Genomic DNA, 13,637 nt, shown 5'->3' on the forward strand with positions numbered 1-13,637 from the left:
GCTATTTCGTAAAAAAAACGACAAAATAGAACTATTCAACGTATTTTTAGGAGTGGAATAGTTATATGTCGGATGAAGTAACAAAGCACTCACCTGAAACCGTTGCAACGGTTGAAAAGGAACTACGCTATATAGCGGCCATTGTGAAGCAAAAAGGAAGAGAAATTGTTTCACAATATGCGATTACGCCGCCACAATTTGTTGCATTGCAGTGGTTAGAAGAGCTTGGTGATATTACAATTGGCGATTTATCAAACCGTTTATACTTAGCTTTTAGTACGACAACAGATTTAGTGGACCGAATGGAGAAAAATGAATTAGTCAAGCGAATGCGTGATGAAAATGACCGTCGTGTCGTTGTCGTTCATCTTCTCGAAAAAGGCGAACGTATTATTCAAGAGGTTATAGAAAAAAGACAGCAATATTTGCAGGAAATGCTTGTTGGATTTAACGAACAAGAAGTCGCGCAATTATCAAGCTATTTACAAAAACTACATGTACACATGAAACAGGATTGAGGCGGAAAGTATGAATGCCCCGATAGGCGTTATTGATTCAGGAGTAGGCGGTTTAACCGTAGCAAAGGAAATAATAAAACGTTTACCGAATGAAACGATTTATTATATCGGTGACACTGCAAGATGTCCCTATGGTCCACGAACTCGTCAGGAAGTACGAAATTTTACTTGGCAAATGGCAAAAGCGCTAGAGAAAATGAATATCAAGATGCTAGTCATTGCTTGTAATACAGCGACTGCAGTAGCACTCGAAAGTTTACAACGTAATATGCCTTTTCCGGTATTAGGCGTTATTAATGCTGGCGCACGTGCAGCTGTAAAGAAAACGAAGCGACATGAAGTCGTTGTGCTTGCAACAGAAGGAACAATTAAAAGTGGGGCATATGAAGAAGCATTATTATCTCTGAATACGTCTACCCACATTATTCCATTGGCTTGTCCAACATTCGTACCACTAGTAGAAAGTGGCGAATATAAAGGTGAATTTGCAAACAATTTAATTGCTGATGGCTTAAAACCGTTAAAAAACGAACAATTTGATACGGTCATTTTAGGATGTACACATTATCCTATTTTGCAAAAACAAATTGAAGCTGTTGTCGGAGAAGATGTATTCGTGCTATCTTCTGCGGAAGAAACAGCAAAGGATGTTGAGGAAATGCTTGCGTATAATGGCACTTTAGCAAATTCAAATGCTAAGCCCGCACATAAATTTTTTGCAACGGGTTCTGTTCCAATTTTCCGTTCGATTGCAGAAAGTTGGCTAGAGCAAGGTACGCTTGACATAAACCGTATTACATTAAAATAAAAATCAGCTTAGCTTAATAGCTAGGCTGATTTTTTTATTTCGTAATAATGTATGGAGCTAAATGTTTTACATAAATAAATAGATTGCAACGAACATCGCTGCACTGCCAGCCATTACAAAAACATGCCAAATTGCATGGTTGTACTTAATGTTTTTGTTCTTATAAAAATAAGTGCCTGCAGTATAAAAAACACCACCGATTAAAAGCGTCATAAAGCCTTTGAATGAGATGTAGGCAACTAATGGCTTATAGGCGAAGACAATGAGCCATCCCATGCCAATATAGACGATTAATGATATTTTTTTGAAGCGATATACGAAAAATTGTTTTAAAATAATGCCGATAAAGGCAAGCACCCATTCAATAATAAAAATGCTTAATCCAAGCTTTCCACCAACCGCAATTAATGCAATCGGTGTATAAGTTCCAGCGATTAATAAGAAAATGGAGCTATGATCTAGTTTTTTTAAAAGCACCTTATTTGTCGGCAGTGAGTGATACAAGGTGGATGCTATGTATAAACAAAACATCGATAAACCAAAAATAATGTAACTAATAAGCTCGGTGCTTGTACCAGTTGTTAAAGCTTTATGCACTAAGAGAAGGGTAGCAGGAACTGTCAAAAATGCACCTATTCCATGTGTTAGCGCATTCCAAAATTCTTCCTTTATGGTATAACTACTATGCCCAATTGTTGGTTGAGACATGACCATCACCTCTTTCTTTATTATATTACTATAACATAAGGAGATTTTTCATTGTAGATGAAAATGTAATGCAATTTATATGATAAATATCATATATTGGGCGTAGTAAATCGTCGCACCAATGTAAAATATGATAAAATAAGGGCGCGAAAGATTTTAGGAGGCACGATTAATTATGACAAGATTTGATGGTAGAAATGCAGATGCATTGCGTCCTGTAAAAATGGATAGCGATTATTTATTACATCCAGAAGGCTCAGTATTGATCCAAGTTGGAAATACGAAAGTAATTTGTACGGCAACAGTTGAAGATAAAGTACCAGGTTTTTTACGCGGCCAAGGTAAAGGATGGATTACAGCTGAGTATTCCATGCTACCACGTGCCACAGCACAACGTACACCACGTGAATCGTCACGCGGAAAAGTAAACGGACGTACAATGGAAATCCAACGTCTTATTGGGCGTGCATTGCGTGCTATCGTCGATTTAGAGGCTTTGGGTGAACGAACGGTATGGATTGACTGTGATGTGATTCAAGCGGATGGTGGGACACGTACTGCGTCAATTACAGGTGCATTTGTAGCGATGACACAGGCGATTGCTAAGCTTGCTGAAGAAAAACAACTAGAAAAATTCCCAATTACAGATTTCTTAGCTGCTACTAGTGTAGGCATTGTTGAAGAGCAAGGTGCAATTTTAGACTTAAACTATGTCGAAGATGTTGATGCAGCTGTAGATATGAACATCGTCATGACTGGTGCTGGCCGTTTTGTAGAACTACAGGGTACAGGGGAAGAAGCAACATTTTCAAGAGAAGAATTAAATGAATTGCTAGCATTAGGTGAAAAAGGAATCCAAGAATTAATTGAACTACAAAAACAAGCGCTTGGAGATCTGGCTCATAAAGTAGGAGGAAACTGCTAATATGAAACAAGTTGTAATTGCTACAAAAAATAAAGGCAAAGCCAAAGATTTTGAAGCGTTATTTGCGCCCCTTGGCTATGAAGTGGTGACGATGTTTGATGTCGCACCAAATATGGAAATAGAGGAAACAGGCACTACATTTGAAGAAAATGCTGTGTTAAAGGCAGAAGCTTTGGCGAAAGAGCTTGCTACTATTGTTATTGCAGATGATAGTGGGCTAGCTGTGGATGCGTTAAATGGTGAACCAGGTGTTTATTCGGCACGTTATGCTGGAGATCATGATGACGAGGCGAATATGGTGAAGCTATTGCAAAATTTACAAGACGTTGAAGATGATAAGCGGACAGCTCGATTTTGTTGCTGTATTGCCATTGCAGGTCCAGATTTTGAAACGACAACTGTTTTCGGCACTTGTGAAGGTGTAATTGCACGTGAAAAACGTGGTACAAATGGCTTTGGATATGATCCAGTCTTTTTTGTACCAAGCTTAAATCGTATGATGGCTGAGTTATCGCCAGAAGAAAAAGGTACTATTTCTCACCGTGGAAATGCCATTCGCAAGCTAAAGGATCAATTGCCAAATCTTATTAAGTAAGAGGTGATTTCTATGCAAATATTAGTCATGAGTGATACACATGGAGATAGCGCTGTTATTGATAAAGTACGTAGCTTTTATCCAAATGTAGAAACTTTGATTCATTGTGGCGATAGTGAGCTTCCCTTCTCCCATGAAGCACTCAACGATATGAAGAAAGTTCGAGGGAATTGTGATATCGATAAAGCATTTCCAGATGAAGTCATTATCGAAGTGGAAGATGTTACTCTTTTTGTGACACATGGTCATTTATTTAATGTGAAAACATCTATTTTGTCATTGTCGTATCGTGCAAAGGAGGTCGATGCACAAATCGCCTGCTTCGGCCACTCGCATGTATTAGGTGCTGAAATGATTGATGATGTCCTATTTATAAATCCAGGAAGCTTATTAAAGCCAAGAGGTCGCAACGAAAAAAGCTTTGCAGTTATAGATATTCAAGATGATTATTTTAAGGTCAATTTCTTAACAGATGACAATGATTGTATTTCAATGCATAAGTTTGTTCGGAAATAAGTTAAATGGCAAAAACTAATATAAAAACGCTTAAGATTCTGCTAAAAGAGAGTTTAAGCGTTTTTATATTTATGCAAAAAGTGACGCTGGAAATTATGTCCACGAATTAATTGTATTATAGTAGAAAAACTAAATGAAAAGATCAAGGGTGATTAAATGACAAAGACAAACAACATAGGTTGGAATTTCGATAATAGCTACACCCGTCTACCAAGTTCATTCTATAGCCGTCTTCAATTGAATCGTGTACAAGCGCCTAAATTGGTGATTGTTAATGAGGCAGTTGCTAAGTCCCTTGGATTAGATTATCAAGCCCTTCAACGTGAAGACAGTATCGAGATACTTGCAGGTAATGATGTGCCAAGTGGTGCATGTCCGCTTGCACAGGCTTATGCAGGACATCAATTTGGGCATTTTAATATGTTAGGAGACGGTAGAGCACTGCTTCTAGGCGAACAAATCACACCAACAGGGGAGCGCTATGATATTGGGCTTAAAGGGTCAGGGAGAACATCGTATTCTCGAGGGGGTGACGGTCGCGCGGCACTCGGTCCGATGCTCCGCGAATATATTATTAGTGAAGCGATGTATGCACTAGGCATTCCGACTTCTCGTAGTTTAGCGGTGGTGACGACAGGCGAAACGATCATACGTGAAACTGAACTGCCTGGTGCTATTTTGACGCGTGTTGCAAGCAGTCATTTGCGTGTGGGGACATTTCAATATGTGGCACAATGGGGGACGGATGAAGAGCTTCAGCTTTTAGCCGATTATGCGATAGAACGCCATTTCCCAATGATTGATCAGAAGCACCCTAATCGCTATTTGAGCCTCCTTCAGGAAGTTATGGAGAGACAGGCTAAACTCATTGCACAATGGCAACTAGTTGGCTTTATTCACGGTGTTATGAACACTGATAATATGACCATTAGCGGTGAAACAATTGATTATGGTCCTTGTGCTTTCATGGATACGTATAACCCTGCAACAGTTTTTAGCTCAATCGATAGACAAGGTCGCTATGCATATGGAAACCAGCCACCTATTGGAGGGTGGAATATTGCGCGTTTTGCTGAATCATTGCTTCCGCTCATTCATGACAACGAAGAAGAGGCAGTGACATTAGCCCAAGAAGTATTACAACAATATCCTCAGTTGTATTACACCAATTGGTTATCAGGCATGCGAGCGAAATTAGGGATTTTTAATGAAGAAGAGCAAGATGCAACATTGATTGAAGAACTGCTAACATTAATGGAAAAGAATGATGCCGATTTTACGAATACATTCCGTGCTTTAACTTTTAATAAATGTGAGGAAACAGTTCTATTTGATAGTAAAGAATTTAAAAATTGGTATGAGCAGTGGCAAGCAAGACGTGAAAGACAAGAGGAAACAGAAGTGGCCTCACAACAATTAATGCGAAATAGCAATCCAGCAATCATTCCTCGAAACCACAGAGTAGAAGAGGCGTTAGAAGCTGCTGTTACGCACGGTAATTATCAAGTGATGGACAAGCTATTACTTGCTCTGTCACAGCCATACGCCCATTTAGCTAATCAAGAAGAGTATGCCACGCTACCAGCACCAACAAGCTGTCCGTATCAAACGTTCTGTGGCACATAAAACATAGCTTTAAAACGAAGGAATTAATTCCCTTCGTTTTTTTATTGAAGTAAAAGGAAAGCGGTAACAGCACAAAACCTTTAAGCATACGTTATGTATGAATAACAGAAAAGGAGACTGTGCAAAGTGCATCAATATTCTAAAGGTTGGTTTGTAAAGGAGCTACGTGCAAAGGGAATATTAGTACATCCTCAATTAAAGAGCCATCTAGGGCTTTTTAAAGAATCTGAACTACGCAATTTATATTACCGCTATGTTGACAAGCAACCAATCGATACGGAGAAATGATAGGTTGGTTTAAATAAAGGGGAACCACTAGTTTATAGGAAAATAACGAAACACCAGATTGATGGACAAAAGATATTGTCGATGAATCTGGTTTTTTATTGATTCGTTTAATAAAAGCGGTAGCAAAATTGCATTACAATTGCCATTGCAATCATATCCGACATTTCGAGTACCTCTGCTTCGATCTCATCAAAAACTTGCACATCTTCTTGATAGTCTTTTTGAATCATGGTAACAGCTTCTTTTTTCGTTAAAGCTAAATGGCTATAAAACATTTGCTGTACAGCTTCTTTACTCAAATAAGGATTAATCGTACTTAAAAATATAGCGATATCATCGGCATTACGATACCATTCTTTTTCTTTTGCTGCTGCTGTTGTCGCACCGCCTTTATTCGCTGCTGTAACGAGCTGCGCTGCAATAAGTAGATGCTCTTTAATAAGCTCGGCGTACCGATCAGCTATTTGATCTCCATAGAATGGACGAAGACAATTTCCTAAATCCGTTGCATTGCGTAAAAGACGCGTTTGCACAAATGGTAAATCTGGCAAACCAAAGACAATGCTAATAATGGTCATTCTCGTCCAATTGACATGCTCCATCCATAACAGTCGATTCATCGCTAAATAATCAGATTCGGCTTTACTAATGCACTTTCGATTATCGCACTGTGGTTGTAAAAAGTGCCGGATAGGCGCTGTATACTGCTTGTATGGGGCAGTATAGATGGCGCTTAATGAATTGCTATAATATTCATTTGAATACGGAAACAATGCACGTTCACTCCCTCAAGTATACATTCTATTGTAGAATACTCGACAAGATCTTTCGGTGTGCATGAATGCAGAGCGTCCATTATTCTTCATACAACATTTTCTTTGTCATACCCCCATCGACGGTAAGATTAATACCTGTAACAAATCGATTTTCGGGATTTGTTAAATACAGACATGCTTGTGCAATATCTTCTGGCACGCCAACACGTCCTGATAAATGTTGTGCATGATCGATTGAACGTAGCTGTTCATAATCCCCCGTTTCAATCCAACCAGGCGAGATACCTTTGAAGCGGCATATGCTTCCGTATCGGGCTCAGACATAAAAGCCCGTGTAGAGGCTAAAGAAACAATCGAACCACCATTCTCATTCGTCCGCATTATTTTAGCCGCCTCTCGTGAACAGAATAAAACACTCGTTAAATTCGTTTGTAAAATATCATGCCATTGTGCAAACGTAATATCATAAGGAGACAATTGTAGAAACTTTCCAGCATTGTTAATTAAAATTGTAATCGTCCCGTAATGTTGAACCGTTTGCTGCATTAAAGAAATAATATCTTGTTCCTTTGTAACATCTGTCTCTACGAATAATGCCGAATAACCTTGCCCATGCATTTCTTGCTCCAGTTGTTTACCGAGCTCTACATTGACATCTGCAATGACAACCTTCGCACCACTTTTTGCATATGCTAGCACCACACCTTTTCCAATTCCTTGTGCACCACCGGTCACGACAACAACAGCGTTTTCAAACATACTCATTCCTCCAATTTTTACTTTTCATTATTTTAGCAAAAATAGGGCAGTGAACTATATTGAAATGTCATAAAGAAACATCTAGATTCATACAATAAATAGGTATATAATATTTTCAAGGCAAACCTTGCCTTCATAGTAAAAATAATGTTGACATTATGTTATAAACGACATATAATAAATATTGTCTTTCCTAAGAGAAAATTAAATTAGAAATTAGGAACATACATCATGTCTCAGTAGCTCAGCAGGATAGAGCAACGGCCTTCTAAGCCGTCGGTCGGGGGTTCGAATCCCTCCTGGGACGTCTCAAGGTTCAGATAGAACAAGTTTGAACCCACTAAAAAGCGCTTCAAATCCTTTAACATCAAGGGTTTGAGGCGCTTTTCCTTTTTTTGAGAATACGTTAGAAAAGGATAGAAAATGAAAAGTTTCTACACATTTTCTACACAATGAAACCAAAATTAAAGTGAATAATTGTAGGCAGGAAATATAAGAATGTGCACTTTGTCGGTACGTACGACGAATCACTAGCTATTTATACAAGTTGCCTGGGAGTTTTTCGATTAAGGACTTAAATCATTAAAAAGCTTTGGTTGCCGATGGAAGGGTAAATTTGGCAGCTCAGTCATTAGCTTTATTAAGTATTGATAGAAATTACTGTCTTCTGTATTAATAATAACTCTTATTTAATCATTTGCCGCTAAATTTGTATTTGGGAAAATATTTGCTAATAAAACAGGTGAAGCCAATAAATACTGCTTCACCTGTTTGTTTTATTTCTTCTTGTCTTTGTTTTTTGCAGCCTCTGCTTTATGAATAGACCGAACGAAGGAAAAAATTTTCATAAATATTGTTAAATAAATTTATTGATGTAAAATAATTGTAGTTGTATGAGCTGAAAATAATTTTTTTTGCTACTGATCAATAGCATTAGCTATTGATATATCAACATTTATAGAGGGAGGTTTCTATGTTTAATCTTTTTAAATCAAAACAATATGATATTGATGCATTTTATCGGAAAGTTGAAGAAAAATCATGGGGAAATATAGATCAAGCTGAGTTTGTCGAAGTATCTAGAGCTATGAATAATATTTTTAATGGTGGTGACGCCATTCTTGAGAAATTAAGTAAAAAAGATTTAATCCAAAAATTAGATGTTATATCACGTGCCATGACACATTGTAAAATTGATAAAAATAATAAACATTACATATATTCCAATATTTATAAAGCTAAAGAAGGTATCGATTCTATATCAAGGAAACAATTATTTAAAGAAGCCGGGATGATTATACAGGATGAGATTAGTGTTCAGAGTACCTATATCAATTTTAGATTCGGTTTTATCGGGGAAAACCCCTTTATTTTAATGAAGCATTCATATGGAACGAATAGTATTATGAATTTGACAGAAGCTGTGTTAACTATTATAGAAAGGGATTATATAAAATATTATGGATTTAATTTAGTTGAAGATGTAAAAAATCTTTATTTTATGGATGTTTCTTTTACAAATTCAAAAGGTCCTTGTGAAAGGGTACGAGTTGCAAAAGGCATTGAAAACCCTAGTTGGGAATCAATAGAAGTCTTAAAGTTTGAAAAAATGTGGGATGCATTAACACCTACTTTGGCAGATGAACTTGTATTTTTTTCTCCTAATCAATCATTAACAGGTTATTTATATGTAAAAGAAATTTTCAATCAAGCTAAACGAAAGATTCAAATTATTGATCCTTATTTTGATAATATAGTATATCAATTGCTGAATGACATTAATAGTGAACTGCAAATTCAAATGCTTACAGAAAATATCTTTGGAGATGCAAGTGTAGTTTATAACAAAATGAAAAAAGAGCGCGGAAAAGTTGAGATAAAAATCTCAAAGAAGAATCATGATAGGTTCGTGATTATTGATGAAAATAAAGTATTTCTCTTAGGGGGTTCTATTAATTCAATTGGGGATAAAGCATCTATGATAATACCGATTGAAGCAAGTAAAATAAAGGAACAGATTAAGCAACACTTCAAGAATCAGTGGAATGATGCAATAGAGTTAAAATAAATGGTTAATCTGAAACAATAGGGCAAATCAAAAGTGCTTTTGTTGGGATACCCGTCTTGATTCGTCTCAGCGTTTTTTCATTGAAATGTAGTTCATTATTAATACACTATTTCTTCGGAGATATTAATTGTTTTCTGGGAATCCTGATCCTGTAGTTCTTTTAAAACATGCATATAGGGGATGAAGTAATATCAATAGTGGTATGGCCAAATAATTGGGTATACTATTGCGATTCAATAGGGAATTGGGAATGAAATATTTGACCTCTTTGTAGAAAAAAATAATATATAATTCTATATAGAAGTTAAAGATTATAAAAGACCCCCCTAGCAGAACAACAAACCAAGAAATGATTGGAATATTTAAACATATTAATAATGGTTTTAATGTACTGATTTGTGATGAAATACAGATTCCAATCGATTTACAAAATTCCTTAAAAACTAAAGGTAAATATTGGTATAAAAGCGTGGGTGAATTACTGCTTTCAGGAATAGGTATTATGAGAAAATATATATTATACCCCGCTAATAATTTTTTACATAACTAATCTTCAACACTCGGGCGCTATCCTTGTTAAAGGATGACGCTCTTTTACGTATAAGTGTCATTTAGTTGGAGTATTTCTTATTATGTTAAAGAAAAAGTCACTTTAAAGAAGTAAGTAATTCGAAGAAATTTTTCAATTAAGGAAACTACAACAAGTTAATATATGATGAGAATATATTATAAAAGATTCAAATTATTATTGGAATAACAAAGAAATAGCTATATAGTCTTATTAAAGAAATAGTAATTAAAAAAGTGTTTGGGGGAGAAATAGATGGAGCTGATTTATGCATGGATAGAGAAATTTAGAAACTATAAAGATGCAGAATTACATTTTAGTGAAAAATTTATAATAAGATTCGATAAATCTAATAAAAGTATTAAAATAACACCAAAAACTCATATCACAATTTATCCGGAGTATATAACCAATATTAATGCTATAGTAGGCAAAAATGGCGTGGGTAAAACAAATTTGTTAGATGTATTAGGATTAAGAGCAAACGATAGGAATAAAAATAACGCTGAATTTGAAGTGAAATATAAAAAAAAGAAGGGCCCCTACCGAATACCAGGTGATGTTGAAGCTGAAATTAAACATTCAATTTATTTTTTCATCTACTATATGGGCAAAGATGATAATGATCAAGATTTATTTTGTTTTGAGGGTAATGATATTGAGAGTTTTCAAAGCATTATAAAATTTGAAGCAGGATTAGATATTAATTATTGGAAAAGTAAATATTGGTTTGCATTATTATGCAATTATAAAGAGGGAATGTTAATACATAGATATGATTTAAATGTTAGTTTAGGGGAAGATAGAACAGGTGTTGTAGGAAATTATGGATATTATAAAAGTGAGCAGGATAAACTTGTCATTATATCACTTCGTGAAAATCTCAATGATAAATATTATGATTATAATTCTACTAAACCAAAAGATGATTACAAAATTTCTGTACCAAGAAGAAATGCATACTTTCAATCAAAATTATTAGCTATGAAGGTACAAATGCTATATAAACATTTGAAAAATCCTAAAAGGCTTATGTTTCAAAATGATAAATATACCCTGAAAATCCGTTATAATAGTTTTTTTTTAACTGATGGTATCGATGATGAAAATAAACTGGTGTTGCAAATTTCATATAATCAACTTAATGGGAGAGACAAGGAAGTATGTAAAATTCTCGAATCCTTTGTACAGTACTTTTTTAATGCTATTAGCAAGGTTGAAAATAGTGGTATAAAGGTTAACAAAGAAGAACTTTTCTCTGAAATTAATGTAAAAAGAAAATCTCTGAAAGGATATAAGGATTATTATTTTAATATTATAAAGAAAATATCTGATAGTTACATTAAAGATGAGGACGGCACTCAGCATGTTTTAAAATGCTACATGTCTTTAGCTGACGAATTGTCTAGTAACAATAGTTTTAAATTTCAAAAGAATTATATAAGTATAGATATAACAAAACAAGTAAGTATAGAAAAAATTTTACGGGTAATTGACGTAACTGTTGATGAAAATGCAAAGAGTGAATTTAATGAAATGTTTACAGCGTTTGGTGGTTTCTTTGATTATTCAATTGATAATCTAAGTGATGGTGAAACTGCATATTTAGGATTTTTTGCTTCACTTTATGAGCAGGTTTCTCTACTTACACCAGATAAAGAAAAATATATTATTTTATTAGATGAACCAGAGTCAAGAATGCATCCTGAACTAACAAGAAATTTTATAAATGAGTTGGTACTCTTTTTAAAGGATTTATGTGAGAATAAAAAGAAATTTCAAGTTATTATTTCAACGCATTCACCATTTATTTTATCTGACATCCAATCTAATAGTATTCTTTATTTAGAAAAGGATAGTACTGGTTATTGTAAGCCTGTAAAAGGATTTACTAATACTTTCGGGGCCAATATCCATACTCTTTTAAAAGATGGATTCTTTATGTCTTCTACAATGGGAGAGTTTGCAACAAGTAAAATAAAAAAAGTTATTTCATCAATTAATGATAGCGAAAAAGGAGATGTGACTGAGGAAGAAAAAAATGAATGGTTATATATCATTCATTCTATCGGTGAGCCATTGATACAAAACAGAATTATGAAAATGTTTAATGACAAATTTCTATTAAACTATACTGATTTATATAATGAAAATTTAAAACTAAAAGGGAAGTTAAAAAAATATGAAGAACCCAGAATGATTTCAGACACAATTGAAGTTTTAATGAAACAAATCGAAAAACTACAAATTAATGTAAATGAATCAGAGGCAAAACAAAATGATAAAGATTGAAATTGATGACGATATTAGGGAATTAATTCTAACAGAACATTTTAAAGATAATGAAAAAAGTATAAAATCAGTTATTGAAGAAGTAAAAGGAATATCAATATATAAAAATTTACAAGATTACTTTTTTGACGAATCTGGAAACATCGATGATAAGAAAATTAGAAAGTTAATAATAGGAAACAAAAGTGATTTAATTGAAATCATTAAAGCTATCGGTGAAATCCCTTTAGAAAAAAAGAAGCGATTTGATAAGTTATATACAAATTTCACCAATAGAATTTGGTCAAAATCACTGCTGGAAAAATTAGATGTTAGAATTTGTCCATACTGTAACAGGCAGTATACATTTACTTTAGCAAATGAAGGAATTCGACCTCAATTTGACCATTTTTTTCCAAAGAGTCGTTTTTCTTATTTGTCGGTTTCTTTATATAATTTAATACCTAGTTGCAGTATTTGTAATTCTAAAAAGCATGATTTAAATACTTACGAGTATGATTTCTATTATCCTTATGAGGATGAGTTCGGGAATGATGTAGTTTTTCAAACAAGTCCTATCAATAATGATTTTTTATACTGGACAGGGGCTAGTAACAGTTTTGATATAGGAGTAATATGTAAAGATGAAAAGCAAAAATGTAAAGTTAAAAATATAAATCAATACTTGAAAATTGAGTTATTATATAGAGAGCATAAAGATTATGTTAGGAATATAATTCGGAATGCAGTAGTATATAATGATAGCAGAATTGATGAATTGTTAGAGCAGTTTCCTGATTTGTTTCATTCAAAAAGTGATGTAATTAATTCAATATTTATGAGTAATATTGATAAGGTAAGTTGGGATAAGCGGCCATTATCGAAGTTAACACATGATATATATGAAGAGTTTAAATTATTTTCTATTAAATAATTTTATATATATGTATTTTATATATGTATAATATTTAAAAAATAAAAATCAAATCTTTGCTGATTCAAGTTATGGTCCTTCTTTTAATAAGGTTTAAGTAGTACAAATAACCACGTTAAACTTCAAAATAATTTTAGTAAAGATCTTTAATAATCGGACGTTATTGTGAAATATGCCGTTCCACTTCAATAATTCCTTCATTAGTCGAACATTATTCTATATTATGGAAATAATAATACCAGAGTCTATTCTATGTATTAAGTAGAATAACTCTGGT

At 34.1% G+C, this 13,637-nt stretch carries 12 protein-coding genes, 1 tRNA gene and 1 pseudogene; 11 read left to right on the forward strand and 3 right to left on the reverse strand.

The window, feature by feature from the left end:
• The first annotated feature begins 65 nt into the window (after positions 1–65).
• Together ACIQXW_RS16015 and racE are read left to right on the forward strand one after the other, a co-directional pair.
• On the forward strand, positions 66–518 hold the full coding sequence (locus ACIQXW_RS16015) for a MarR family winged helix-turn-helix transcriptional regulator (RefSeq protein ID WP_172772341.1): 453 nt from the start codon (positions 66–68) through the stop codon (positions 516–518).
• Between the two features lie 10 nt (positions 519–528).
• Positions 529–1,326 (forward strand): glutamate racemase, encoded by a 798-nt coding sequence (gene racE, locus ACIQXW_RS16020; RefSeq protein ID WP_340823177.1) that lies wholly within the window; start codon positions 529–531, stop codon positions 1,324–1,326.
• Positions 1,327–1,392: 66 nt separating this feature from the next.
• On the opposite strand, the gene trhA is transcribed toward racE, so the two are convergent.
• The gene (gene trhA / locus ACIQXW_RS16025) at positions 1,393–2,034 is read right to left on the reverse strand and encodes a PAQR family membrane homeostasis protein TrhA (RefSeq protein WP_402763717.1); all 642 of its coding nucleotides are present in this window, start codon (positions 2,032–2,034) and stop codon (positions 1,393–1,395) included.
• 175 nt (positions 2,035–2,209) lie between these two features.
• Here trhA and rph point away from each other — a divergent pair, with 175 nt between their 5' ends.
• The 5 genes from rph to ACIQXW_RS16050 all read left to right on the forward strand — a co-directional run bounded on the left by rph (position 2,210) and on the right by ACIQXW_RS16050 (position 5,984).
• The gene (rph, locus tag ACIQXW_RS16030) at positions 2,210–2,959 is read left to right on the forward strand and encodes a ribonuclease PH (protein ID WP_402763719.1); all 750 of its coding nucleotides are present in this window, start codon (positions 2,210–2,212) and stop codon (positions 2,957–2,959) included.
• 1 nt (position 2,960) lies between these two features.
• Positions 2,961–3,554: an XTP/dITP diphosphatase gene (locus ACIQXW_RS16035; RefSeq protein WP_402763721.1), complete on the forward strand. Its 594-nt coding sequence runs from the start codon at positions 2,961–2,963 to the stop codon at positions 3,552–3,554.
• 12 nt (positions 3,555–3,566) lie between these two features.
• The gene (locus ACIQXW_RS16040) at positions 3,567–4,070 is read left to right on the forward strand and encodes a metallophosphoesterase (protein ID WP_402763723.1); all 504 of its coding nucleotides are present in this window, start codon (positions 3,567–3,569) and stop codon (positions 4,068–4,070) included.
• 156 nt (positions 4,071–4,226) lie between these two features.
• Positions 4,227–5,696, forward strand: a complete 1,470-nt coding sequence (locus tag ACIQXW_RS16045) for a protein adenylyltransferase SelO (protein WP_402763724.1) — start codon at positions 4,227–4,229, stop codon at positions 5,694–5,696.
• A gap of 126 nt (positions 5,697–5,822) precedes the next feature.
• Positions 5,823–5,984, forward strand: coding sequence for a DUF2639 domain-containing protein (locus ACIQXW_RS16050; RefSeq protein WP_340823188.1), 162 nt, complete (start codon positions 5,823–5,825; stop codon positions 5,982–5,984).
• A gap of 107 nt (positions 5,985–6,091) precedes the next feature.
• On the opposite strand, the gene ACIQXW_RS16055 is transcribed toward ACIQXW_RS16050, so the two are convergent.
• Positions 6,092–6,757 carry a hypothetical protein gene (locus tag ACIQXW_RS16055; protein ID WP_402763725.1) on the reverse strand — a complete coding sequence of 222 codons (666 nt, stop codon included), beginning with the start codon at positions 6,755–6,757 and terminating at the stop codon, positions 6,092–6,094.
• Between the two features lie 82 nt (positions 6,758–6,839).
• A pseudogene (locus tag ACIQXW_RS16060) lies at positions 6,840–7,519 on the reverse strand (SDR family NAD(P)-dependent oxidoreductase).
• A gap of 233 nt (positions 7,520–7,752) precedes the next feature.
• On the opposite strand from ACIQXW_RS16060, the gene ACIQXW_RS16065 reads away from it, so the two are divergent.
• From ACIQXW_RS16065 to ACIQXW_RS16080, 4 genes are all read left to right on the forward strand, one after another.
• Positions 7,753–7,826 (forward strand) — tRNA-Arg (locus ACIQXW_RS16065).
• A 666-nt stretch (positions 7,827–8,492) separates the two neighbouring features.
• Entirely contained in the window at positions 8,493–9,587 is a 1,095-nt protein-coding gene (locus ACIQXW_RS16070; RefSeq protein WP_402763727.1) for a phospholipase D-like domain-containing protein, read from the forward strand.
• 823 nt (positions 9,588–10,410) lie between these two features.
• Positions 10,411–12,447, forward strand: a complete 2,037-nt coding sequence (locus ACIQXW_RS16075) for an AAA family ATPase (protein WP_402763729.1) — start codon at positions 10,411–10,413, stop codon at positions 12,445–12,447.
• Complete coding sequence (locus ACIQXW_RS16080) at positions 12,434–13,360, forward strand: HNH endonuclease (protein ID WP_402763731.1); 927 nt, start codon at positions 12,434–12,436, stop codon at positions 13,358–13,360. The genes ACIQXW_RS16075 and ACIQXW_RS16080 overlap by 14 nt, the downstream gene beginning before the upstream one ends.
• Positions 13,361–13,637 lie beyond the last annotated feature (277 nt).

Origin of the sequence: Lysinibacillus sp. NPDC097162 (assembly GCF_044762185.1) — a bacterium.
GTDB lineage: Bacteria > Bacillota > Bacilli > Bacillales_A > Planococcaceae > Lysinibacillus.

Bases quoted from the DNA above. Each gene is read 5' to 3' on its own strand.
- ACIQXW_RS16015 (WP_172772341.1), top strand. From the start codon at position 66: ATGTCGGATGAAGTAACAAAGCACTCACCTGAAACCGTTGCAACGGTT.
- racE (WP_340823177.1), top strand. From the start codon at position 529: ATGAATGCCCCGATAGGCGTTATTGATTCAGGAGTAGGCGGTTTAACC.
- trhA (WP_402763717.1), bottom strand. From the start codon at position 2,034: ATGTCTCAACCAACAATTGGGCATAGTAGTTATACCATAAAGGAAGAA.
- rph (WP_402763719.1), top strand. From the start codon at position 2,210: ATGACAAGATTTGATGGTAGAAATGCAGATGCATTGCGTCCTGTAAAA.
- ACIQXW_RS16035 (WP_402763721.1), top strand. From the start codon at position 2,961: ATGAAACAAGTTGTAATTGCTACAAAAAATAAAGGCAAAGCCAAAGAT.
- ACIQXW_RS16040 (WP_402763723.1), top strand. From the start codon at position 3,567: ATGCAAATATTAGTCATGAGTGATACACATGGAGATAGCGCTGTTATT.
- ACIQXW_RS16045 (WP_402763724.1), top strand. From the start codon at position 4,227: ATGACAAAGACAAACAACATAGGTTGGAATTTCGATAATAGCTACACC.
- ACIQXW_RS16070 (WP_402763727.1), top strand. From the start codon at position 8,493: ATGTTTAATCTTTTTAAATCAAAACAATATGATATTGATGCATTTTAT.
- ACIQXW_RS16075 (WP_402763729.1), top strand. From the start codon at position 10,411: ATGGAGCTGATTTATGCATGGATAGAGAAATTTAGAAACTATAAAGAT.
- ACIQXW_RS16080 (WP_402763731.1), top strand. From the start codon at position 12,434: ATGATAAAGATTGAAATTGATGACGATATTAGGGAATTAATTCTAACA.